This is a genomic window from Burkholderia savannae, assembly GCF_001524445.2.
Taxonomy (GTDB): Bacteria; Pseudomonadota; Gammaproteobacteria; order Burkholderiales; family Burkholderiaceae; genus Burkholderia; species Burkholderia savannae.
Window position 1 is genome coordinate 1,740,774 of record NZ_CP013418.1, and the last position, 22,219, is coordinate 1,762,992.

Here is a 22,219-nt window from a genome sequence, read left to right on the forward strand (position 1 = left end):
TATCGACAATCCTGCGCGCAATTGCGCGCGAGCCGACCGCGCCGCCGCCGCGCTCGTTCGCTGTGCTCCTTTTTTCGGGCGGCACATGCGCACGGCGCGCGACGCGCGGCCGCCGCGCAAACCGACGCGAGATCGCAAACGCGGCGATAATCGTGCGCTCCGCCATTCCGGCAAGCCGCTCGCCGGCCGCTGGCTCCCGCGCCGATGGATCAACTATTCGTCCTGCTCGTGCTGTTCTCCGCGCTGCTGCACGCGGCGTGGAACGCGTTCCTGCACGTCAGCGAAGACCGCGTCGCGCAGCTCGGCACGATGTCGGTGCCGTATTTGCTGTTCGGCGCGGCGCTCGCGCTCGCGCTGCCGCTGCCGCCCGCCGCCGCGTGGCCGTACATCGCGGGCTCGGCGCTCCTCGAGCTCGGCTATTGCGTCGCGCTGCTGCGCGCGTACCGCAGCGGCGAATTCAGCCAGATCTATCCGATCGCGCGCGGCTTGTCGCCGCTCGTCGTCTGCGCGCTCGCGCTCGGCGCGCTCGGCGAAAAACCGACGCCGTTCGCGCTCGCCGGCATCGCGCTCGTGTCGCTCGGCATCGTGTCGCTCGCGTTCAAGCGCGGCTTGCGCTTTTCCGGCGAAAGCGTGCCGTACGCGATCCTGAAGGGCCTTTTCATCGCCGCGTACTCCGTCGTCGACGCCCGCGGCGTGCGGCTCGCCGGCAACCCGCTCGCGTACGTCGCATGGGTGTACCTGCTATGGAACGCGCCGCAGTTCACGCTGATCTGTCGGCTGCGCGGCTTGCGCGCGGTCGTCGGCACGCGCGCCGCCGCCTCGCGCGGGCTCGTCGCCGGCACGCTGTCGCTCGCCGCGTATGCGATCGCGATCGTCGCGTACCGGCACCTGCCGGTGGCGACCGTGTCCGCGCTGCGCGAGACGAGCTCGATCTTCGCGGTCGCGATCGGCTGGTTCGCGCTGCACGAGCAGCCCAACGCGCGACGGCTCGCCGCATGCGTGCTCGTCGTCGCGGGCGCGATGCTGATCCGGCTGTGACGCGGCGCGGCCGCGCGCGAGCGGCGCGTCGGAACTGGTGCCGGATGCCCGCCGCGGCGGCGCTCCGCAGCGCGTGCCCGACGGTGCCGCGGCCCCCCGGGCGACGTGCGCTGACGAAACCCGCTCGGATCGACGTCCGTGCGCTTCGACAGGAAACCGGAAAACGCCGCCCCCGCGTTCGCGTGCGGATGATGCGCATCGCGCGGCGCGCTCGCGATCGCGATCGCCGCGCGGGATCGGCCGCCGGCAAACGCGCGCGCCGCTCAGCGTGCGGCGGCGGCCCGCTCGGCCCGATCCGCCGCCGATGCCGCCGCCTCGCGCCCGAACACCATGTCGTCGATCGCGTACGACAGCGTGTCGAACGCGCGCCCGATCTCGTCCTCCGGCACGCACGCGTAGCCGAGCAGCAGGCCCGAGCCCGCACGCTTCGCATCCGCGTAATAGCCGGACAGCGCGCGCACGACGATGTCGCGCTCGAGCGCCGCGCGCGCGACCGCGCGATCGTCGGCGCCGTCCGGCAGCCGCATCACGAGATGCAGCCCCGCATCGCCGCCGACCGCGGGCAGCGCATCGCCGTAGCGGCGCGCGAGCGCGTCGAGCAGCGTCTGCCGGCGCTGCCCGTACAGCGTGCGCATCTTGCGGATGTGCGACACGAAGTGCCCTTCCGCGATGAACTCGGCGAGCACCGCCTGCTGCAGCAGTTGCCCTTCTCGGTACAGCTCGGCGCTCGCGGTCGCGAAGCTCTCGGCGAGCGGCTCCGGCGCGACCAGATAGCCGACCCGCAGGCCCGGAAACAGCGTCTTGCTGAAGCTGCCGACGTAGATCACCTGCCCCGCCGTGTCGAGCCCCTGCAGCGACGCGAGCGGCCGGCTGCCGTAGCGGAACTCGCTGTCGTAATCGTCCTCGATGATCCACGCGCCGTGCTGGCGCGCGTATTCGAGCAACGTACGCCGCCGCGCGAGGCTCATCACCATGCCGAGCGGATACTGATGCGACGGCGTGACGAGCATCAGCTTCGGCGGCGCCGCGAAATCGGCGGGCGTCGGCGCGATCCCTTCCTCGTCGACGGAAATCGGCCGCGTCGTCAGGCCCGACACGTGCATCACGCTGCGCACGCCCCAGTAGCACGGGTCTTCGGTCCAGATCACGTCGCCCGGATCGGTCAGGAGGCGCACCGCGAGATCGATCGACTGATGAATGCCCGTCGTCACGATGATCTGCTCGGGCGCGCAGCGCACCGAGCGCGACGTGCGCAGATAATCGGCGAGCGCCTCGCGCAGCGACGCGAGGCCGCCGCCCGGCGCGTAGGTCAGCAGCTCCGGGCGCAGACGCCGCCAGTACTTGTTGTGCAGCCGCGTCCACACGCGCGCCGGGAAACGCGACACATCCGGCACGCCCGGCATGAACGCGCCGCCTTGCCGCTTCGACACGCCCGCGCCGCCGACGAGGCACGCGCCGCGCGCGGACAGCGAGCGGCGCGCGAAACCGGGCGCGGATGCGGGGTCGGATGCCGTGCCGGATGCCGTGCCGGATGCCGTGCCGGACGCCGAGCCGCCGATCGACGCTCCAGCGCCCGACGCCGCCGCGCCGCGCGCGCCCCGCGGCGATTCGGCCGGCGCGCCGACGATCTCGTCCGGCGCACTGTCCGCGACGAACGTGCCGCGCCCGGTCGCCGAGCTCACGTAGCCTTCGAGCGCGAGCTGCTCGTAGACCTGCGTGACGGTGTTGCGCGCGATCCCGAGCTCCGCCGCGAGAAGCCGCGACGACGGCACGCGCGCGCCAGCCGGCAACTCGCGGGTCAGGATCGCCTGCTGCAGCAGCCGGTGCAGTTGCCGGTAGATCGGCTGCGCGCCGCCGCCGCGCACGATCCGCTGCGCCAGCCAGTCCGACAGCACGCTCACCCGCATAATTGGCTCCTACATATTTATCAAAATGGCTCTGATTTTCAGAGCCAAGTTTGATTATAGTGGTTTCAACGCGCACGCCGGGACAACGTGCCCGCGGGCGGCCGCCGCCCCCCGCGCATTCGAACCGCCAGGAGAGACGATTGTGAAAAATGCCGATCTGCACGCCCGCAAGAACGCTGCGACGCCCCGTGGCGTCGGCGTGATGTGCGACTTCTACGCCGCGCGCGCGGAGAACGCCGAGCTGTGGGACGTCGAGGGGCGCCGCTTCATCGACTTCGCGGCCGGCATCGCGGTGCTGAACACGGGCCACCGCCATCCGAAGATCGTGAAGGCGATCGCCGACCAGCTCGAGCACTTCACGCACACCGCGTACCAGATCGTGCCGTACGCGTCGTACGTCGAGCTCGCCGAGAAGATCAACGCGCGCGCGCCGATCGCGCTGCCGAAGAAGACCGCGTTCTTCACGACGGGCGCGGAGGCGGTCGAGAACGCGGTGAAGATCGCGCGCGCATACACCGGCCGGCCGGGCGTGATCGCGTTCGCGGGCGGCTTCCACGGCCGCACGATGATGGGCATGGCGCTCACGGGCAAGGTCGCGCCGTACAAGATCGGCTTCGGCCCGTTCCCGGGCGACGTGTTCCACGCGCCGTACCCGAACGCGCTGCGCGGCGTGACGACCGCCGATTCGATCGCCGCCGTCGAGACGCTGTTCAAGGCCGACATCGATCCGAAGCGCGTCGCCGCGATCATCTTCGAGCCGGTGCAGGGCGAAGGCGGCTTCAACCCCGCGCCCGCCGATTTCGTGCGCGCGCTGCGCAAGCTGTGCGACGCGCACGGCATCCTGCTCATCGCCGACGAAGTGCAGACGGGCTTCGCGCGCACGGGCAAGCTGTTCGCGATGGAGCACTACGACGTATCCGCCGATCTGATGACGATCGCGAAGAGCCTCGCGGGCGGGATGCCGCTGTCCGGCGTCGTCGGCCGCGCGGACGTGATGGACGCCGCCGCGCCGGGCGGCCTGGGCGGCACGTACGCGGGCAACCCGCTCGCCGTCGCGGCCGCGCACGCGGTGCTCGACGTGATCGACGAAGAGAAGCTCGCCGAACGCGCGACCGTGCTCGGCGACAAGCTGAAGGCGAAGCTCGCCGCATGGCGCGCGGACGTGCCGCAGATCGCCGACGTGCGCGGCCCGGGCGCGATGGTCGCGGCGGAATTCGTCGATCCGGACACGCGCGCGGCCGACGCCGCGTTCACGAAGCGCGTGCAGACGCTCGCGCTCGAGCGCGGCCTGCTGCTCCTCATCTGCGGCGTCGACGCGAACGTGATACGTTTCCTGTTTCCTCTCACCATTCAGGACGCCGTGTTCGACGAAGCGCTCGGCATTCTCGAGAGCGTGCTGAAGGAAGCGGTGGGCGTGCCCGCCTGAGTTTTTCGCCGCCCGCCCGCGCGCGTCGCGGCCCTCGCCGCGCCGCGCGGGCGGCGCCAATCGGTTCCGCATACGGTCGACACACGATGACTACAGCTCACGAAACCCTTGCACTGAAAGATCCCGCGCTGCTGCGCGAGCGCGCGTTCGTCGCGGGCGAATGGCAGGCCGCCGAAGGCGGCGCGACGTTCGAAGTCCGCAACCCGGCCACGGGCGCGCTGATCGGCACCGTGCCCGCGATGGGCGCGGCCGAGACGCGTCGCGCGATCGACGCGGCGAACGCCGCCTGGCCCGCGTGGCGCAAGAAGACCGCGAAGGAACGCGCGGCGATCCTGCGCAAGTGGCACGACCTGATGGTCGCGCATGCGGACGACCTCGCGCTCATCCTGACGACCGAGCAGGGCAAGCCGCTCGCCGAGGCGAAGGGCGAGATCGGCTACGCGGCGTCGTTCCTCGAATGGTTCGCGGAGGAAGGCAAGCGCGTGTACGGCGATACGATCCCGACGCCCGCCGCCGACAAGCGCATCGTCGTGACGAAGGAGCCCGTCGGCGTGTGCGCGGCGATCACGCCGTGGAACTTCCCGGCGGCGATGATCACGCGCAAGGTCGGCCCGGCGCTCGCGGCCGGCTGCCCGATCGTCGTGAAGCCGGCCGAGGCGACGCCGTTCTCCGCGCTCGCGATGGCGGTGCTCGCCGAGCGCGCGGGCGTGCCGGCCGGCGTGTTCAGCGTCGTCACGGGCGACCCGAAGGCGATCGGCGGCGAGCTCACGTCGAACCCCGTCGTGCGCAAGCTGTCGTTCACCGGCTCGACGCCCGTCGGGCGCCTGCTGATGGCGCAATGCGCGCCGACCGTGAAGAAGGTGTCGCTCGAGCTCGGCGGAAACGCGCCGTTCATCGTGTTCGACGATGCGGATCTCGATGCGGCGGTCGAGGGCGCGATCGCGTCGAAGTACCGCAACAGCGGGCAGACGTGCGTGTGCACGAACCGCTTCTACGTGCACGAGAAGGTCTACGACGCGTTCGCCGAGAAGCTCTCCACGGCCGTCGCGAAGCTGAAGGTCGGGCTCGGCACCGACGCGGGCGTCGTGCAGGGGCCGCTCATCAACGAGGCGGCCGTGCAGAAGATCGAATCGCACATCGCCGACGCGCTCGGCAAGGGCGCGCGCGTGACGACGGGCGGCAAGCGCCACGCGCTCGGCCACGGCTTCTTCGAGCCGACCGTGCTGACCGGCGTGACGACCGAGATGAAGGTCGCGAAGGAAGAGACGTTCGGGCCGCTCGCGCCGCTCTTCAGGTTCTCGACCGACGACGAAGCGATTCGCCATGCGAACGACACCGAGTTCGGCCTCGCCGCGTACTTCTACAGCCGCGACATCGGCCGCGTGTGGCGCGTCGCGGAAGCGCTCGAATACGGGATGGTCGGCATCAACACGGGAATCATCTCGAACGAGGTCGCGCCGTTCGGCGGCGTCAAGCAGTCGGGGCTCGGGCGCGAGGGCTCGCATTACGGGATCGACGATTACGTCGTGATCAAGTACATGTGCGTCGCCGTGTGATGTCCGACGCGCGCCGCGCGAGCGGCGCGGGCATGCGAAACGCCGCCGGCGCCTCGTGCTCCGGCGGCGTTTCTTGTTTTGCGCGCTGAAATCGCGGCGGATTCCGCCGCCGGAAATGCCGGTCATGCGCGACGCACGCGCCGCGCCGTGGCATCCCGACGATCGGGCGCTACGCGCCATGCGACGCATGCGCCACGCGCCGCGGCGGCGACGTCAAGGCGCAAAAGCCCGCCGATGCGATGGCGCGATCGCATGACGACGCGCGCAACGCCGAGATGAACGCAGACCTGGGCCAAGCCCGCGCGCCGACGCACCGCCGACGCACCGCGATCGGCGGCGCGCGGGCGATCGCATCCGATGCCGCCTCCAAGCAAGACGCCAAAACGACGAACGCCCGAGCCGCGTCGCCGAGCCCGCGCTCCGACGCGCGCACATGCGTCATGCGCGCCGCACCGGCCGCTCGAGACGCCGGCGCGCGTTCGGCCGCGCGCGGCGGCAGACATCGACATCGGCGGAACACGCGCATCGCCGGACACGGACACCGCGACGCGCCGGCCAGCCCGAACCTCGCGCGGCGACGAAACACGCATGCGCTTCGCGCCGCACCGCGCCCGGCCAAGGCCGGCACGCATGCGCGCGCATCGCCGCCCCGTCTTCAGCGAAACACGCCCACCGCGTCGACGAGCATCGTCGCCTGCTGCCGCAGGCTTTCCGACGCCGCCGCGCTCTCTTCGACGAGCGCCGCGTTCTGCTGCGTGATGTTGTCGAGATGGACGACCGCGTCGTCGACCTGCGCGACGCCCGCGCGCTGCTCGCTCGTCGACGCGCTGATCTCGGCGATCAGATCGGACACCCGCTTCACCTGCGACACGATCTCGTCCATCGTCCTGCCCGCGCAGTCGACGGTCTGCGCGCCGGAGTCGACCCGCTCGACGCTCGCGCCGATCAGCGTCTTGATCTCCTTCGCCGCGTTCGCGCTGCGTTGCGCGAGCGCGCGCACCTCGCCCGCGACGACCGCGAAGCCGCGCCCCTGCTCGCCCGCGCGCGCGGCCTCGACGGCGGCATTCAGCGCGAGGATGTTGGTCTGGAACGCGATGCCGTCGATCACGCCGATGATTTCCGAGATCCGCCGCGAGCTCTCGGTGATCTCGCCCATCGTGCTGACGACCTCGCGCACCGCCTGCCCGCCGCGCTCCGCCGCGTGGCTCGCCGATTCGGACAGCCGGTTCGCCTGCGTCGCCGTCTCGGCGTTGCTCGACACGGTCGCCGTCATCTGCGCCATCGACGCGGCCGTCTGCTGGACGCTCGTCGCCGCCTGCTCGGTGCGCGCGCTCAGGTCGTTGTTGCCCTGCGCGATCTCGTTGATCGCGCGCTGCACGGTCAGCACCTGCTCGCTGACGTCGTCGATCAGCCAGCGGAACATCAGCCCGAGCTGGTTGATCGTGCGCAGCGTCATCCCGATCTCGTCGGTGCGGTTCATGTTGACGCCCTGACGGCTCGATCCGGTCGCGACGTCGAGCGCCTGCCGGCGCAGCGTGCGCAGCGGCCGCGCGATCTGCGCGTCGAGCCACCACGCGGCGAGCGCCGCGCCGCCGAGCGTCGCGCCCGCGAGCTGCGCGAGCGGCGCGCCCGTCACGCCCGCCGCCCAGGCGACGCCGACGACCGCCGGCGTCAGCGCGACGATCGGCAAATGGACGCGCGCGCGCACCGACATCGTCTGCAGCAGCGAACCGACGCGCAGCAACCCCGTGCGCACGATCAGGCCCTTGTGGAAGCGCCGGCTGCCCGCGCGGCCTTCGCGCAAGCCGCGATAGAGCGCTTCGGCGGCGGCGATCTCGCCGCGCGCGGGCTTCGTGCGCACCGACATGTAGCCTTGCGTCTGCCCGGCGCGAATCACCGGCACCGCATTCGCGCGCACCCAGTAATGGTCGCCGTTCTTGCGGCGGTTCTTGACGAGCGCGGTCCACGGCTCGCCGCGCTTCAACGTCGCCCACATGTCGGCGAACGCCTCGCGCGGCATGTCGGGATGGCGCACGACGTTGTGCGCCTCGCCGACGATCTCGTCGCTCGAATACCCGCTGACGTGCACGAACGTCGCGTTCGCATACGTGATTCGGCCGTGCGGATCGGTGGTCGACATCAAGGTCGCATCGTCGGGATAATCGAATTCGTGTTGGGTGACGGGTTGGTTGTTACGCATGAACGCTCCGATTGCTGGATCTGTGTCCTTTAATTGATTTCATCGGCCGAGAAAAATCGATCGAATTGTGTTCGATCGGCCTGCACCCCGTTTTCGTCAGCCATTCGGCAAATCCGGCGCGCCCGAAAACACGAGATGATGAATTGCGCTTTGACGCATATCAAACCGGAGTTCCGCACGCGGGCTTCCGGCGTGGCTTTTCGTCGTCGTTGCCGGCCCTGCAGCACTAGAATGTTTGCTCGAACCCATTCGGCGCTTCCGATCGACATCAAATAATTCAAGATGAATTATTTCACGATTTTTATCACCGGAATATTCATGAATTGGAAATAAGATGCATTGATATTCGGAGCTTGCCTCGAATGACGAGATAAGCGGGCGGCGCGCGCCAATATGAGTGAGCGGGAATTCCGCGACGAATCGGATTTACCTTTTTCAAGCAAGGAGTTATCCGAATAATGAAGAGCTCGCCGGACGATGCGAAAGCGATCCTGCGGGAAGGGGCGATGGGCCCGACGCGATTCGCCACGATTGCGCGACACGGTGCGGTGCAGTGCGGCGTGGTGCGCCCGACGCCGCCGTCGCGATGCGCATGAAGCAAAACGGCCCGTGCGCTTGCGGGCACGGGCCGTAGGGCCGTAAGGTCGGATTGGCCGATCGCCGCGCGCTGCGCGGCGGCGCGAATCAGACGCGCTCGATCGCGATGGCGATCCCCTGACCGACGCCGATGCACATCGTGCAGAGCGCGTAGCGGCCGTTCGTGCGATGCAGCTGATACGTCGCGGTCGTCACGAGCCGCGCGCCGGACGCGCCGAGCGGGTGCCCGAGCGCGATCGCGCCGCCGTTCGGATTCACCCGCGCATCGTCGTCCGCGACGCCGAGCAGGCGCAGCACCGCGAGCCCCTGCGAGGCGAACGCCTCGTTCAGCTCGATCACGTCGAACTGGTCGATCGTCATCCCGAGCCGCGCGAGCAGCTTGTGCGTGGCCGGTGCCGGGCCGATGCCCATCACCCGCGGCTCGACGCCCGCCGTCGCGATCCCCAGCACGCGCGCGCGCGGCACGAGCCCGTGACGCCGCGCGGCCGCCTCGCTCGCGACGAGCAGCGCGCACGCGCCGTCGTTCACGCCCGACGCGTTGCCCGCCGTCACCGTGCCGTCCGGCCGCACGACGCCCTTGAGTTTCGCGAGCGCGTCGAGCGATGTCTCGCGCGGATGCTCGTCGCGCGACACGACGGCCGGCTCGCCTTTCCTCTGCGCAATCGTCACCGGCACGATCTCCTGCGCGAGCGTGCCGTCGGCTTGCGCGCGCGCCGCTTTCTGCTGGCTGCGCAGCGCGAACGCGTCCTGGTCGGCGCGGCTCACGCGGTAATCGGTCGCGACGTTCTCGGCCGTCTCCGGCATCGAATCGACGCCGTACTGCTGTTTCATCAGCGGATTGACGAAGCGCCAGCCGATCGTCGTATCGAAGATCTCGGCCTGGCGCGAGAACGCGCTCGTCGCCTTGCCGGTCACGAACGGCGCGCGGCTCATGCTCTCGACGCCGCCCGCGATCATGAGGCCGGCCTCGCCGGCCTTGATGGCGCGAGCGGCGACGCCGATCGCGTCCATCCCGGAGCCGCAGAGGCGGTTGATGGTCGAGCCGGGCACGGCCTGGGGCAGGCCGGCGAGCAGCAGCGACATGCGCGCGACGTTGCGGTTGTCTTCGCCGGCCTGGTTCGCGCAGCCGTAGATGACGTCGTCGACGGCGGCCCAGTCGACGTCGCGGTTGCGCTCGACGAGCGCCTTGAGCGGCACGGCGCCGAGGTCGTCGGCCCGCACCGGCGCGAGGGCCCCGCCGTAGCGGCCGATCGGCGTGCGGATTGCGTCACACAGGAATGCTTCGGTCATGTCGTCTCCGGTCGGTCTGGTTCCGCGAGCCGCCCGGCGTGATGCGCCGCCCCGCTCGCCTCGAAAATGTCGCGATAATCGCCCGACGATTGTTCGATCCATGAACTTAAGATCGCCAATCGAACGTTCCCGTGCGATCATAGGGAGCGCACCGGTTCCCGTCAAGCGCGTGGCCATGCGGGGCGCGGGTTGGCGCAACCCGACCCCATGCGCTAATCTTCTCCGCTGCACATTATTCCAACCGGCCATGAGCACAGAATTTGAGGCAAAACCCGGCGACTCGTACGTCCAGTCGTTCGCGCGCGGACTCGCGGTGATTCGCGCGTTCGACGCCGAGCATCCCGAGCAGACGCTGACCGAGGTCGCGGCCGCGACCGGCCTGACCCGCGCGGGCGCGCGGCGCATCCTGCTGACGCTGCAGACGCTCGGCTATGTCGAGGCCGACGGCCGTCTGTTCCGCCTCACGCCGAAGATCCTCGATCTCGGGTTCGCGTATCTGACGTCGATGCCGTTCTGGAATCTCGCGGAGCCGGTGATGGAGCAACTGTCCGCGCGCATCCACGAAAGCTGCTCGGCAGCCGTGCTCGACCGCACCGAGATCGTCTACGTGCTGCGCGTGCCGACGCACAAGATCATGACGATCAACCTGTCGATCGGCAGCCGGCTGCCGGCTTACTGCACGTCGATGGGGCGCGTGCTGCTGGCTTCACTCGACGACGCCGCGCTCGACGACACGCTCGCGCAAAGCACGCTGCGCGCGTACACGCCGCGCACGCTCACCGAGCCCGCGGCGCTGAAGGAAGAGATCGCGCAGGTGCGCAGCCAGGGCTGGGCGATCGTCGATCAGGAGCTCGAAGCGGGATTGATTTCGTTGTCGGCGCCGATCCGCAACCGGCGCGGCCACGTGATCGCCGCAATGAACATCAGCGGCAATGCGCAGCGGCACACCGCGAAGCAGATGGTGAAGGCGTTCCTCGAACCGCTGCTGGAAGCCTCGCAGACCGTGTCGCAGCTCGTCGCGCGCCGCGGCTGACATTGGCGCGCTTGGGAGCCGCCCTGCCCCCAAGCGCGCACTCTCCGCTTCATCTTCGGCCAGAACGGCACGGCGGCGCTTGCACGGCCCTATCTTTGTTTTGCTTTATCAAGCAGCGCCGCTCGCCGATCGAATCCTGTCCGAATGGTCAGGTTATAGCGCATTAGCGCCGTGAATTCAATGAATTAAAAAAAGGATGTCGCGCAACCGCGGCGAAACGGCCGCCGGCGGGCCGCGATGCGCCGGCCGGCCGGCGCGGCGTCTACAATGACGGCCTCCCGTTGCCGCCAGACCACGAGCGCACGCCATGCAACACGACGATCCGACGACGACGCCTCCCGACACGCCCGCGCCCCGCGCGCGAACCCAGGCGGCCCGCGCGCCGAGCCGCGCGCGCAAGGCGCACATTCGCGAGCTGAACGAAGCGCACCTGCTCGCGTGCGCGGAAGCCGTGTTCGCCGAGCGCGGCTTCGAGGGCGCGAGCACCGCGCTGATCGCGGAACGCGCCGGGCTGCCGAAGGCGAACCTGCACTATTACTTTCCGACGAAGCTCGCGCTGTACCGGCGCCTGCTCGACGATCTGCTCGAGGACTGGCACGCGGCCGCCGACAGCTTCGACGTCGGCGACGACCCGGTCGCCGCGCTCGGCGGATACGTGCGCGCGAAGATGGCGCTGTCGCGCAAGCGGCCGCTCGGCTCGAAGGTGTGGGCGAACGAGATCATCAGCGGCGCGGAGCACATGCAGGATCTGCTGCTCGAGCGCGTGAAGCCGTGGATGCAGACGCGGCTCGCGCTGATCGAGCGCTGGATCGCGCGCGGGCTCGTCGAGCCGGTCGAGCCGAAGACGCTGCTCTACATGATCTGGGCGACGACCCAGCATTACGCGGACTTCGACGCGCAGATCGTCGCGCTGTCCGGCAAGCGCGCGCTGTCGGCGAAGGCGTTCGACGCGACGACCGACGAGGTCGTGCGGCTGATCCTGCGCGCGTGCGGCGCGCGGTCGCCGCACGCACGGAATCGGGCGTAGGCTGGCGCGGCGAGCGGGACCGGCGGCGGTTCAGGGTTCGCTGGCCTTGGGCGTAGGCTCGAGGCTCGGCTTTGGGCTCGGCACTTGGCTTGGAGCCCGATGCTTGGGTTCGAGATCGGGTTCGGGTTCGGGCTCGAGCTCGGGCTCGAGCTCGGGCTCGGGCTCGGGCTCGGGCTCGGGATTTGAGATTTGAGATTTGAGATTTGAGATTTGAGATTTGAGATTTGAGATTTGAGATTTGAGGCTCGAGGCTCGAGGCTTAGGCCCGACCTCGGGACTCAGGGCTCGGGCTCGAACTCGGGCGCTGCCTCGGGGCTTTGTGATTCGGACGCTAGGCCTCGACCTCCGAGCGCGCCGCCCGATTTCTTCGGCTCACTTCAATCTTGAAAAACGGCCTCGGTAAGCTCGTGACTCGGTGGGAGCTCGGGGTCGAGATTCAAGACACGCCGCTGCCACCCCCACCTTTTCTTCCAATTTGTCGGCCGCGTCCGGCCGGCGACGGCGCACCGCGAACCGCTCGCGCGCCGCGCCGCCGAGCGCCGTCACGCACTCAATCGACCGCCTCCACCGCCGTCTCGCGCAGCATCCCGACCGCGACGAGCGACACGGTCACGCACGCGGCCACGTACGCGGCGGGCGCGAGCTTGCTGCCCGTCGCGCGCACGAGCCACGTCGCGACGAGCTGCGCGGTGCCGCCGAACAGCGTCACCGAGAGCGCATAGGCGATCGAGATGCCGGTCGCGCGCACGCGGCGCGGAAACGATTCGCACATCAGCGCGAACTCGGACGCCGACCCCATCGAATAGAACAGCAGCATCAGCGCCGTGAGCGGCATCACGACCGCAAGCGACGGATAGCGGTTCATCAGCACGAATGCCGGAAACAGCAGCGCGACGAGCACGCCGCGCCCGACGAAGATCGGCAGGCGCCGGCTGCCGATCCTGTCGGACAGCCAACCGAATAGCGGGCACGTGACGAGCATCACGCAGCCCGACGCGACGCCGACGAACATCGACAGCTTCATCGGCAAGCCGAGCGTGTGGATCGCGTAGGTCGGCATGTAGAACGTCAGGATGTACGTCGACACCGTGCCGCCCATCACCGTGAGCGTCAGCAGCAGCACCGTGCGGCCGTGCTGCGCGAACAGCTCGCGCAGCACGCCGCCGTCGACGCCGTGATGGCCGGCACCCGGCGCGTCGTCGGCGAGGCGGCGGCGCAGATACATGCCGACGGGCGCGATCAGCACGCCGAGCGCGAACGGCACGCGCCAGCCCCAGCTCTCGAGCGCGTCCTTCGCGAGCGTGTTCGACACCAGCGCCGCGAACCCGGAGCCCATCAGCGCCGCGCCGCCCTGCGTCGCGAGCTGCCAGCTCGCGCGAAAGCCGCGGCGCGCGGCGCCGCCCTGCTCGACGAGCGTCGACGTCGCCGCACCGAACTCGCCGCCTTGCGAAAAGCCCTGCATCAGCCGCGCGCCGACGACGATCACGGGCGCGAGCACGCCGATCTGCGCGTAGGTCGGCGCGAGCGCGATCATCCCGGTGCCGAGCGCCATCAGCATGATCGTCAGGTTCAGCGCCGCCTTGCGGCCGCGGCGGTCCGCGTAGACGCCGAGCACGACGCTGCCGAGCGGGCGCGTGAAGAAGCCCGCCGCGAACGTCGCGACCGACAGCAGCAGCGACGTCGTCGCGTCGTGCGACGGGAAAAACAGCTTGCCGATGATCACCGCGAAAAAGCCGTAGACGGTGAAATCGAAGAACTCGAGCCAGTTGCCGATCACCGCCGCCGCGACGGCGCCGCCGCGCGCGGCGCGAGAGGTCGCCGCGCGCGCGGATGCGGCTGCGGCGGCGCCCGCGCGGTCGGCGGCGGGCATCGTCAGATTGTCGTCATGCATGTCGTCGTCTCCTCCTGGAATATCTCGGAACCGAATCGGAACCGCGATCGGCAGCCGACGGGCCGCCCCGCTTCGGCCGGCCGGCTCCTCGCGCCCCTCGCGCCCCTCGCCGGCGCGAGCGGCGCGTCGCTCGCTGCGATCGCAATCGGCTCGCGAGCGGTCAGCCGAAATCGGCCGGCCGTCGTCATTCGTGTTCCTCTCGTGCCGCGCGGCAAGCGACGAGACACGTGGCTTCGCGTCGTCGCCGGCAGCCGGTCAGCGCCGCCTCGGCGCCGCTGTCGAGACGGGCGACGAAACGCGCGCCGCAGCCGCAGTCGCGTTACCCGCCGGCCGCCAACCCAAACTAGCGATCCGCATGCCCGATTTCCTCACGCCAGGCCACGACCGCGAACCGCAAGCCGCAAGCCGCACGCCGTACGCCGTACGCCGTACGCCGTACGCCACGAGCCACGAGCCACGAGCCGCACGCCACAAGCCGCGAGCCGCGAATGCAAACCACTCGCCGCGCGTCGCGAGGCGCAACCGCGCGTTGCCGTCGCGCCTCGCATATCAATGTGCAAGCCGCTTCACATACCGACTCACACACCGCTTCACACACCGATTCGCACGCCAACTTGCAACCCATTCGCACGCCGCTTCGCGGAGCCGACAAACACGGCCTATTCGAAGCGACGCGTAGCGACACCAAGCAACGAAGTCCGGCGAGCCGGCATCGAAGCCATCGAATCGGCGGAAGCGGCGCGCGGCAACCGTCCAGGCGTCGCGCGCGCCGCCCGCGTCGGTCGGCAACGCCCGCCCGCGCGCACCGCGCATCAGTCGCGAACCGCGCACCGGCCGATCCACCGATCCACCGATCCACCAATCCGCCGATTTGCCGCCCGGCCGCCCCACCGGCGCTCCGCAAACGCGTCTGCGCCGCCGACGCGCACGCCTACCGCCCGAGATACCGCTCGACGAGCCGCGCCCAGAACGCCGCGCCGATCACGAGATTGCGGTCGTTGAAGTCGTATTTCGGGTTGTGCACCATGCAGCCGTCCTCGCCCGCGCCGTTGCCGAGCCGCACGAACGAGCCCGGCCGCCGCTGCAGCATGAACGCGAAATCCTCGCTGCCCATCAGGATGTCGGCCTGCTCGACGACGTTGCGCTCGCCGACCAGTTCCTTCGCGACCTGCGCGGCGAAATCGGTTTCGTCGTCCGAATTGACGACGACCGGATAGCCTTCGATGTACTCGACGCTCGCCGTCGCGCCGTAGCTCGCCGCCTGCGCGTCGACGAGCGCCGCGATGCGGCGCTTGAGCAGCGCGCGCACCGCCGGATCGAACGAGCGCACCGACAGTTCGAGCCGCGCGCCGTTCGGAATGACGTTGTTCGCGGTGCCCGCGTGCAGCGAGCCGACCGTGACGACGGCAGGCTGCGCGGGATCGACGTTGCGCGCGACGATCGTCTGCAGCGCCATCACGATGCTCGCCGCGACGACGATCGGATCGACCGCGAGATGCGGCCGCGCCGCGTGGCCGCCGACGCCGTGAATCTCGATCACCGCCTTGTCGCCCGCCGACATGAACGCGCCGCGCCGCGTGAGGAACACGCCCGGCTCGACGCCCGGATGATTGTGCATCCCGAACACCGCGTCGCACGGGAAGCGCTCGAACAGGCCGTCGTCGATCATCCGCTTCGCGCCGCTGTCGACGCCGTGCTCCTCGGCCGGCTGGAAATAGAGATGGACGGTGCCGCAGAAGTTTCGCGTCTGCGCGAGCCGCCATGCGGCGCCGAGCAGCATCGTCGTGTGGCCGTCGTGGCCGCACGCGTGCATCTTGCCGGGCACGGCGCTCGCGTACGGCAACCCGGTCGCCTCGACGATCGGCAGCGCGTCCATGTCCGCGCGCACGCCGACGCGGCGCGCGCCGTCGCCCGCGCGCAACGTGCCGACGACGCCCGTTCCGCCGACGCCGCGCGCCACCTGCCAGCCCCACGCCTCGAGCTTGCCGGCGACGAGCGCGGCCGTCTCGAGCTCCTCGTACGCGAGCTCCGGATGGCGGTGAATGCGATGGCGGATTTCGCGCAATTCGTCGGCGAGCGGGGCGAGGTCGTCGACCCCGGTCAAGCGTGCGTCGTTCATCGAAGGCTCCGTGACGGCGGCGCCCGGACAATCGGACGCGCAGAAGCGGGCCACTATAGCCACGCCATAACGATTCAATAAGATGCAGTTTTTTTCACCGCGATAAACTACGTTTATCACCCGCCCTCGCCGCCATGAAGCTCCAGCAACTGCAGGCGTTCGTCGCCGCCGCCCACCACAAGAGCCTGCGCGCCGCCGCGCGCGAGCTCGGCGTCACGCAGCCCGCGATCACGCACACGATCCGCGAGTTCGAAAGCGCGCTCAACGCCGAGCTGCTCGTGCGCAGCGTGCGCGGCGTCGAGCTCACCGCGTGCGGCCATGCGCTGCTGCCGCGCGCCGAACAGCTGCTCGGCGACATGCGCCGCACCGTCGAGGCGGTCGAGCAGGTGAGGGGCGAGCTGTCCGGGCGCGTCGCGGTCGGCACGATGCCGTCGATCGCGCTGACCGCGCTGCCGCGCGCGGTGATGAAGTTTCGCGCGACGATGCCGCGCGTGAGCCTGTCGCTCGAGGAAGTCACGGTGCCCGATGCGCTCGCGCGGCTGCGCAACGGCGAGCTCGACATCGCCGCGATCCATCACATTCCCGCGCTCGAGCGCGACTTCACGCAGTTGCCGCTGTGCTCGACGGAGTTCGTCGTCGCGATGCGCGAAGGCCATCCGCTCGCGGGCGCGCGGCGGCTGTCGGAGCTGCTCGACGCCGAATGGATCGTCACGGTCGGCGCAGATCACTTTCCGCACAGCGTGATGATGTCGATGTTCAACGCGCACGGGCTGCCGCTGCCGCAGCGGCTGCTGCGCGCGCCGTCGTCGTTCGCGGTGACGCTCGGGCTCGTCGCGCGCTCGGACGTGATCGGCTGCTTCACGAAGCCGCTCGCGGCGATGGTCGCGCCGCTCGGCATTCGCGCCGCGCGCCTCGACGACACGCTGCCGAGCTACGACCTGTCGATCCTGTCGCGCCGCGACCTGCTGCCGACGCCCGCCGTCACGCAGTTCATCGCATGTCTTCGCCAGGCGGCCGATGAAACGTTGACGTAAATCATTCCTCGAGCGGCAACGTCGCGCCGTGCCGCGCAAACCGCCTCGGCGCGCGCCGGACCGCTATCGGGTCTTCCACTAGGCAGCCTCGCGCTATTTTGTCTTGGTAAGCTTGGCGCACCGCTCGTCCCCCGCACCGGACGAGGGCACCAGTCAGCCCGGCCGCTGCCGCGCCGGGCAGCAAGCGCATCCGCGGCACGACCGCGCGCAACCATCGAACTACACGAGGAATAACAGTGAAAAAATTCTTGGCGGCTTTGACCGTGGCCCTGCTGGCCGTGTCGGCAGGCGGCGTCCAGGCGAAGGATTGGTCGACGATCCGTTTCGGCGTCGACGCGAGCTACCCGCCTTTCGAATCGAAAGGCCCGGACGGCAAAGTGGTCGGCTTCGACGTCGATCTCGGCAACGAGATCTGTAAGCGTGTGAAAGCCAAATGCGTGTGGATCGAAAACGACTTCGACGGCATGATCCCCGCGCTGAAGGCGCGCAAGTTCGACGGCGTGCTGTCGTCGATGTCGATGACGCCGCAGCGTGAAGAGCAGATCGCGTTCTCGTCGAAGCTGTTCAACACGCCGACGCGCCTCGTCGCGAAGAAGGGCGCGAACGTGATGCCGACGGCGGATTCGCTGAAGGGCAAATCGGTCGGCGTCGAGCAGGGCACGATCCAGGAAACCTACGCGAAGACCTACTGGGCGCCGAAGGGCGTGAAGGTCCAGCCGTACCAGAATCAGGACCAGGTCTACGCCGACCTGATCGCCGGCCGCCTCGACGCGGCGCTGCAAGACGCGGTGCAGGCCGACATCGGCTTCCTGAAGACGCCGCGCGGCAAGGACTTCGCGTTCGCCGGCTCGGACCTCGACGATCCGAAGACGCTCGGCGAAGGCGCGGGCATCGGCCTGCGCAAGGAAGACACCGATCTGAAGGCGAAGATCGACAAGGCGATCGCCGACATGCGCAAGGACGGCACGTACGACAAGATCGCGAAGAAATACTTCGACTTCAACGTGTACGGCAAGTAAGCCGGCTCGCGCGCGGCGCGTCCGGCAGGGCGCGCCGCCGCGGTTCGCGGCGAAAACGGGCTTCGCTTCGCGGCGAAGCCCGTTTTTTTTGCGCGCGGCCGCGCCGGTGTCCGCCATCGGGCACGCGTCGCCGTCGGACAGCGGAGCCGCTCGACGTGAGCCGGATCGGAATGTCCCGGCGCGCGAGTCTGCCGACGAAGCGGCCGCCGACAGCTTGCCTTTCGCCTGCCGGCTTCTTGTCTGCCGGCTTTTTGTCTGCGCGATTTTTGTCCGCCCGTTTTTCATCCACCTGCCGCGCCGGCTCGTCGCGAGTCTCGTCACGTCGCGCTATCGAGACGGCCCATCGCGGCGCGCCTTCCCTTCATCGACCGTCGGCGCTCGCGATCGCCTCGCGCCTCGATCCGATCGGCACGGCGCAAGCAACTCGCTACGCAGCGCCCATCATCTGACGCATGAACGCCTCGAAACCCGGAAGCACGCGCGAATTTCCATAGCCGCTGATGTGGTCGCCGTCGAAGAACAACGGCCGCCCGCCGTCGTACGCCGAGCACGTCTTCTCGCCGCACAGGAGCGGCAGCGGGTCCCACGTGCGGACGTCCGGCACCCGGGCGGCGATCCGCGCGTACGATTCCAGCACGGGCGCCCTCAGTTCGTCGATCTCGCCACGGCCGACGAGCGGGCCGTGCGCGCAGATCGCGTTGCGTCGATTGAACCAGTCCGAGCAGCGGTACGGAACCATCCGGAAAACCGGCGGCGGCGCTTCGAGCACGATCCGCGCGCCGCGTCGCTCGATGTCCCGCAATACCGGGATGGCGGCCGCAACGGCCCGATCGCGCTGCTCGGCCGCATCGCCGCCGAACATCAGGCGGCGCGCGGCTTCGTCGCCGACGAACGCCCACTGCGTGGTCAGCCGCGGCAGGCGAAGCGACGGAAGAAACACGACGTCTCCGGGCTCGAGCTTCGACAGCATGTCCAGCCGCGCCGCGTCGCCGTACCGGCGGCATCCGGGATCGCCGCGCTCGCGCCACGGCTGCAGGCTGACGAACGGACATCCCGCGTTGTTGTACGAATAGACGGCGATGCCCGTGCGCACGACGAACTGCTTGAACATGCCCGCATACGCCATCGCGTGCGAATCGCCGATCACGAACACGCGATGCCGGCTTGCCGGCCGCAGGTCGCAGTGCTTGCGCGAATAGATCCAAAGCTTGCCGCCGTCGACGTCGGCGCTGTCGACATCCGCGACGCAACCCGGATACGCGGCGTTCGTGTCGGCGCCGTACGGATACCAGTCGAGCCGATTTCGCGCGACGGTGCTGAGCGATAGCTGCGGCTGCGCGGCAGCCAGCATCGACGAGAATGCCGCGCCCGCCGCCATCGCGCCCGCCGCGCACGCGAGCACGACGAAGCGCGCCGCCCGCCGCGCGGATGCTCCGCGCCGAAACGGCGTCTCGACGAAGCGATACGACGCGGCCGACAGCGCGAACGCGAGCACCAGCGCGCACGCGCGGCTGCCCGCCGAATCGAGCCCGACCGTCCAGCGAAGCACGACGAAGATCGGCCAGTGCCACAAGTAAAGCGAATAGGAAATCCTGCCGACGAAGCGCAGCGCCCGGTTCTCGAGCGCCGTGGAGATCGGTCCCGCATGCCCGCGCCCGTGCAGCAAGCCGAGCAGCCCCAGCGTGCCGGCGACGGGAACGATCGCGCCGGGAAACGGATAGAGCGCCGGCCTCGACACGACGAATCCGGCCAGCACCGCGGCCGCCGACGCCCACGCGCCCGCCCGGATCGCGGGCGTCGCCGGCAATCGCGCCGGCCTGCCCGACGCGAATCCGAAGCACGCCATGCACTGATGAAGCAGGACGCCCGCGGCAAGTTCCCAGAAGCGCCCGAAGATGAAATAGAACGCCTGCGCGTGCCGCGCGGGGCCCGTCCAGAGCACCCACGCGAGCGACGCGCCGAGCCCGGCCGCGAACAGCGCGGTCGACACGTATCGGCGGTCCCTGCCCGCGATCCACGGCCAGAACAGCAATGGGAAAATCGCATAGAACTGCTCCTCGACGCCGAGCGACCAGGTATGCGTATACGGGTTGAATTCCGCCTTCGGCGAAAAATAATCGCCGCCCGTCGCGCCGAGGATCACGTTGCTCGAGCCGAAGAATGCGAGCAGCGCGGTTTTCTGGTTTCTGTCGCTCAGATAGGAAGCCGGGATGAAGAGCGCCGCGAGCAGGCCGGTCGCGAGCAAGACCACGAAGAGCGCCGGCAGAATTCGCCGGATGCGCCGGGCGTAAAAAAACAAAAGAAATTGCCCGAACGACATCGGCCCCCGATTCGCGACCGACGCGCTCACGACGAAGCCGGAAATCACGAAAAAGATATCGACGCCGGAAAAGCCGCCCGGCAGCCAGCGCGCGTCCAGGTGGTACAGCACCACGGACAGCACCGCCCATGCGCGCAGGCCGTCGACGTACGGCAAGTAGGCGCTCGTCTCGCGCGCGCCCGGCAAGCCCGCCCGGCTGCCCGTCAACTGCAGTTCGCTCACTGTCATCGGATCGATCCCCGGCCGCGCCTTCGCCGCACGCGCGCTCACGCTAAAAAAAATCGACGCCCCGCACCCGCTGCGGCCAACAGTGTATCGATTAAAAAATCGCCATAATTTTGATTCGCCGAATGCGCGAATTTCGACGCAAGTCATTGATTGAACAGAAAAACCGTGCGCATACAGCACAGGTTTGGTGCATCCGCGACGATCCACGTACAATCATTGATTCACCGACATCGAACGACGCGCGGCGGCTGCGCCGCTCATTCCCATCATGCAAACGCAGACCCATCCGCTGATCTCGCCGGCCGTCGGCACGGCGCGCCACATCACGAGCTTCCATTACGGCCCGCGCAGCGGGAAGAAGGTGTACATCCAGGCGTCGCTGCACGCGGACGAGCTGCCCGGCATGCTCGTCGCGACGCTGCTGCGCCGCAAGCTCGCGGCGCTCGAAACGGCGGGCAAGCTGCGCGCCGAGATCGTCGTCGTGCCGGTCGCGAATCCGATCGGCCTCGCGCAGCACGTGTTCGGCGATCACCTCGGCCGCTTCGAGCTCGGCTCGATGCAGAACTTCAACCGCAATTTCCACGACCTCGCGGCGCTCGTGATCCCGCGCATCGAGGGCAGCCTCACGCACGACGCGGCCGCGAACCTCGCCGCCGTGCGCGGCGCGATGCGCGAGGCGCTCGACGAGCAGCAGCCGCGCACCGAGCTCGAATCGCAGCGGCTCGCGCTGCAGCGGCTGTCGCACGACGCCGACATCGTGCTCGACCTGCATTGCGACTGCGACGCGGTGATGCACATCTACACGAATCCGGACCTGTGGGAAGACGTCGAGCCGCTGTCGCGCTATCTGGGCGCGAAGGCGTCGCTGCTCGCGCTGAACTCGGTGGGCAATCCGTTCGACGAGATCCACAGCTTCTGCTGGTCGGAGCTGCGCCATCGCTTCGGCGAGCGTCATCCGATTCCAAACGGCACGATCTCGGTGACGGTCGAGCTGCGCAGCGAACGCGACGTGTCGTACGAGCTCGCCGAGCACGACGCGCAGGCGCTGATCGAATACCTGACGCTGCGCGGCGCGATCGACGGCGCGCCCGCGCCGCAGCCGCCGCTCGAATTCGCGGCGACGCCGCTCGCGGGCACCGATCCGCTCGTCGCGCCGATGTCGGGGGTGATCGTGTTCCGCACGCCGGTCGGCGTGTGGATCGAAGCGGGCCAGGAAGTGGCCGACATCGTCGATCCGCTGACCGACCGCGTCGTCACGCTCAAGAGCAGCGTGTCCGGCGTGCTGTACGCGCGGCAGATCGCGCGCTTCGCGACGGCCGGCATGGAGGTCGCGCGCATCGCCGGCGCGACGCCGATCCGCAGTGGATCACTGCTGTCGGCCTGAGCGCGCGAGCGGCGGCGGTGCATCGAACCGTCACGTGAAAAAAACTCGCCCGCGCAATGCGGGCGAGTTGCTTACCGGCTCTATTCGAATGGACGGGCGCGTCCCGCCCGAGCCTTTATGAGCACCGCTCGCTGCGATGCTTCCGGGCGC

The 22,219-nt window shown here is 69.2% G+C and carries 15 protein-coding genes; 9 read left to right on the plus strand and 6 right to left on the minus strand.

Annotated features, from left to right (window positions below):
• Positions 1–204: 204 nt before the first annotated feature.
• Positions 205–1,038 carry a DMT family transporter gene (locus WS78_RS28850; protein WP_059580295.1) on the plus strand — a complete coding sequence of 278 codons (834 nt, stop codon included), beginning with the start codon at positions 205–207 and terminating at the stop codon, positions 1,036–1,038.
• A 263-nt stretch (positions 1,039–1,301) separates the two neighbouring features.
• Here WS78_RS28850 and pdxR read toward each other — a convergent pair whose 3' ends face one another.
• Positions 1,302–2,945: a MocR-like pyridoxine biosynthesis transcription factor PdxR gene (gene pdxR / locus WS78_RS28855; RefSeq protein WP_059580299.1), complete on the minus strand. Its 1,644-nt coding sequence runs from the start codon at positions 2,943–2,945 to the stop codon at positions 1,302–1,304.
• Positions 2,946–3,087: 142 nt separating this feature from the next.
• On the opposite strand from pdxR, the gene WS78_RS28860 reads away from it, so the two are divergent.
• Both WS78_RS28860 and gabD read left to right on the plus strand, forming a co-directional pair.
• Entirely contained in the window at positions 3,088–4,371 is a 1,284-nt protein-coding gene (locus WS78_RS28860) for a 4-aminobutyrate--2-oxoglutarate transaminase (protein WP_038749615.1), read from the plus strand.
• An 86-nt stretch (positions 4,372–4,457) separates the two neighbouring features.
• On the plus strand, positions 4,458–5,927 hold the full coding sequence (gabD, locus tag WS78_RS28865; RefSeq protein ID WP_038749616.1) for an NADP-dependent succinate-semialdehyde dehydrogenase: 1,470 nt from the start codon (positions 4,458–4,460) through the stop codon (positions 5,925–5,927).
• 655 nt (positions 5,928–6,582) lie between these two features.
• Here the strand turns inward: gabD and WS78_RS28880 are convergent.
• Positions 6,583–8,127 carry a methyl-accepting chemotaxis protein gene (locus WS78_RS28880; protein ID WP_038749620.1) on the minus strand — a complete coding sequence of 515 codons (1,545 nt, stop codon included), beginning with the start codon at positions 8,125–8,127 and terminating at the stop codon, positions 6,583–6,585.
• A gap of 11 nt (positions 8,128–8,138) precedes the next feature.
• Between WS78_RS28880 and WS78_RS36515 the strand changes: the two genes are divergently transcribed.
• Complete coding sequence (locus WS78_RS36515) at positions 8,139–8,357, plus strand: hypothetical protein (RefSeq protein WP_157131163.1); 219 nt, start codon at positions 8,139–8,141, stop codon at positions 8,355–8,357.
• A 454-nt stretch (positions 8,358–8,811) separates the two neighbouring features.
• Here WS78_RS36515 and pcaF read toward each other — a convergent pair whose 3' ends face one another.
• A complete protein-coding gene (pcaF, locus tag WS78_RS28885; RefSeq protein ID WP_038744858.1) occupies positions 8,812–10,014 on the minus strand; it encodes a 3-oxoadipyl-CoA thiolase in 1,203 nt (400 codons plus the stop codon).
• A 247-nt stretch (positions 10,015–10,261) separates the two neighbouring features.
• Here pcaF and WS78_RS28890 point away from each other — a divergent pair, with 247 nt between their 5' ends.
• Positions 10,262–11,047, plus strand: coding sequence for an IclR family transcriptional regulator (locus WS78_RS28890; protein ID WP_038753102.1), 786 nt, complete (start codon positions 10,262–10,264; stop codon positions 11,045–11,047).
• 307 nt (positions 11,048–11,354) lie between these two features.
• Complete coding sequence (locus tag WS78_RS28895; RefSeq protein WP_059575489.1) at positions 11,355–12,074, plus strand: TetR/AcrR family transcriptional regulator; 720 nt, start codon at positions 11,355–11,357, stop codon at positions 12,072–12,074.
• 550 nt (positions 12,075–12,624) lie between these two features.
• Here the strand turns inward: WS78_RS28895 and WS78_RS28900 are convergent.
• Both WS78_RS28900 and WS78_RS28905 read right to left on the minus strand, forming a co-directional pair.
• The gene (locus WS78_RS28900; protein WP_038753098.1) at positions 12,625–13,965 is read right to left on the minus strand and encodes an MFS transporter; all 1,341 of its coding nucleotides are present in this window, start codon (positions 13,963–13,965) and stop codon (positions 12,625–12,627) included.
• A gap of 931 nt (positions 13,966–14,896) precedes the next feature.
• On the minus strand, positions 14,897–16,084 hold the full coding sequence (locus WS78_RS28905) for a M20 aminoacylase family protein (protein ID WP_038753109.1): 1,188 nt from the start codon (positions 16,082–16,084) through the stop codon (positions 14,897–14,899).
• Positions 16,085–16,218: 134 nt separating this feature from the next.
• On the opposite strand from WS78_RS28905, the gene WS78_RS28910 reads away from it, so the two are divergent.
• The gene (locus WS78_RS28910; protein WP_059575491.1) at positions 16,219–17,118 is read left to right on the plus strand and encodes a LysR family transcriptional regulator; all 900 of its coding nucleotides are present in this window, start codon (positions 16,219–16,221) and stop codon (positions 17,116–17,118) included.
• A gap of 236 nt (positions 17,119–17,354) precedes the next feature.
• Complete coding sequence (locus WS78_RS28915) at positions 17,355–18,137, plus strand: ABC transporter substrate-binding protein (protein WP_038753094.1); 783 nt, start codon at positions 17,355–17,357, stop codon at positions 18,135–18,137.
• A 427-nt stretch (positions 18,138–18,564) separates the two neighbouring features.
• Here the strand turns inward: WS78_RS28915 and WS78_RS28920 are convergent, their stop codons facing one another.
• Positions 18,565–20,685: an acyltransferase family protein gene (locus WS78_RS28920; protein WP_059575713.1), complete on the minus strand. Its 2,121-nt coding sequence runs from the start codon at positions 20,683–20,685 to the stop codon at positions 18,565–18,567.
• Between the two features lie 268 nt (positions 20,686–20,953).
• Between WS78_RS28920 and WS78_RS28925 the strand changes: the two genes are divergently transcribed.
• Positions 20,954–22,069, plus strand: a complete 1,116-nt coding sequence (locus tag WS78_RS28925) for a succinylglutamate desuccinylase/aspartoacylase family protein (RefSeq protein WP_038753106.1) — start codon at positions 20,954–20,956, stop codon at positions 22,067–22,069.
• The last annotated feature ends 150 nt before the right edge of the window (positions 22,070–22,219 follow it).

What these genes read in the sequence shown, in the direction of transcription:
- WS78_RS28925 (WP_038753106.1), top strand. Translation starts at nt 20,954, where the DNA reads ATGCAAACGCAGACCCATCCGCTGATCTCGCCGGCCGTCGGCACGGCG.
- pcaF (WP_038744858.1), bottom strand. Translation starts at nt 10,014, where the DNA reads ATGACCGAAGCATTCCTGTGTGACGCAATCCGCACGCCGATCGGCCGC.
- gabD (WP_038749616.1), top strand. Translation starts at nt 4,458, where the DNA reads ATGACTACAGCTCACGAAACCCTTGCACTGAAAGATCCCGCGCTGCTG.
- WS78_RS28900 (WP_038753098.1), bottom strand. Translation starts at nt 13,965, where the DNA reads ATGCATGACGACAATCTGACGATGCCCGCCGCCGACCGCGCGGGCGCC.
- pdxR (WP_059580299.1), bottom strand. Translation starts at nt 2,945, where the DNA reads ATGCGGGTGAGCGTGCTGTCGGACTGGCTGGCGCAGCGGATCGTGCGC.
- WS78_RS28920 (WP_059575713.1), bottom strand. Translation starts at nt 20,685, where the DNA reads ATGACAGTGAGCGAACTGCAGTTGACGGGCAGCCGGGCGGGCTTGCCG.
- WS78_RS28880 (WP_038749620.1), bottom strand. Translation starts at nt 8,127, where the DNA reads ATGCGTAACAACCAACCCGTCACCCAACACGAATTCGATTATCCCGAC.
- WS78_RS28905 (WP_038753109.1), bottom strand. Translation starts at nt 16,084, where the DNA reads ATGAACGACGCACGCTTGACCGGGGTCGACGACCTCGCCCCGCTCGCC.
- WS78_RS28850 (WP_059580295.1), top strand. Translation starts at nt 205, where the DNA reads ATGGATCAACTATTCGTCCTGCTCGTGCTGTTCTCCGCGCTGCTGCAC.
- WS78_RS28890 (WP_038753102.1), top strand. Translation starts at nt 10,262, where the DNA reads ATGAGCACAGAATTTGAGGCAAAACCCGGCGACTCGTACGTCCAGTCG.
- WS78_RS28895 (WP_059575489.1), top strand. Translation starts at nt 11,355, where the DNA reads ATGCAACACGACGATCCGACGACGACGCCTCCCGACACGCCCGCGCCC.
- WS78_RS28910 (WP_059575491.1), top strand. Translation starts at nt 16,219, where the DNA reads ATGAAGCTCCAGCAACTGCAGGCGTTCGTCGCCGCCGCCCACCACAAG.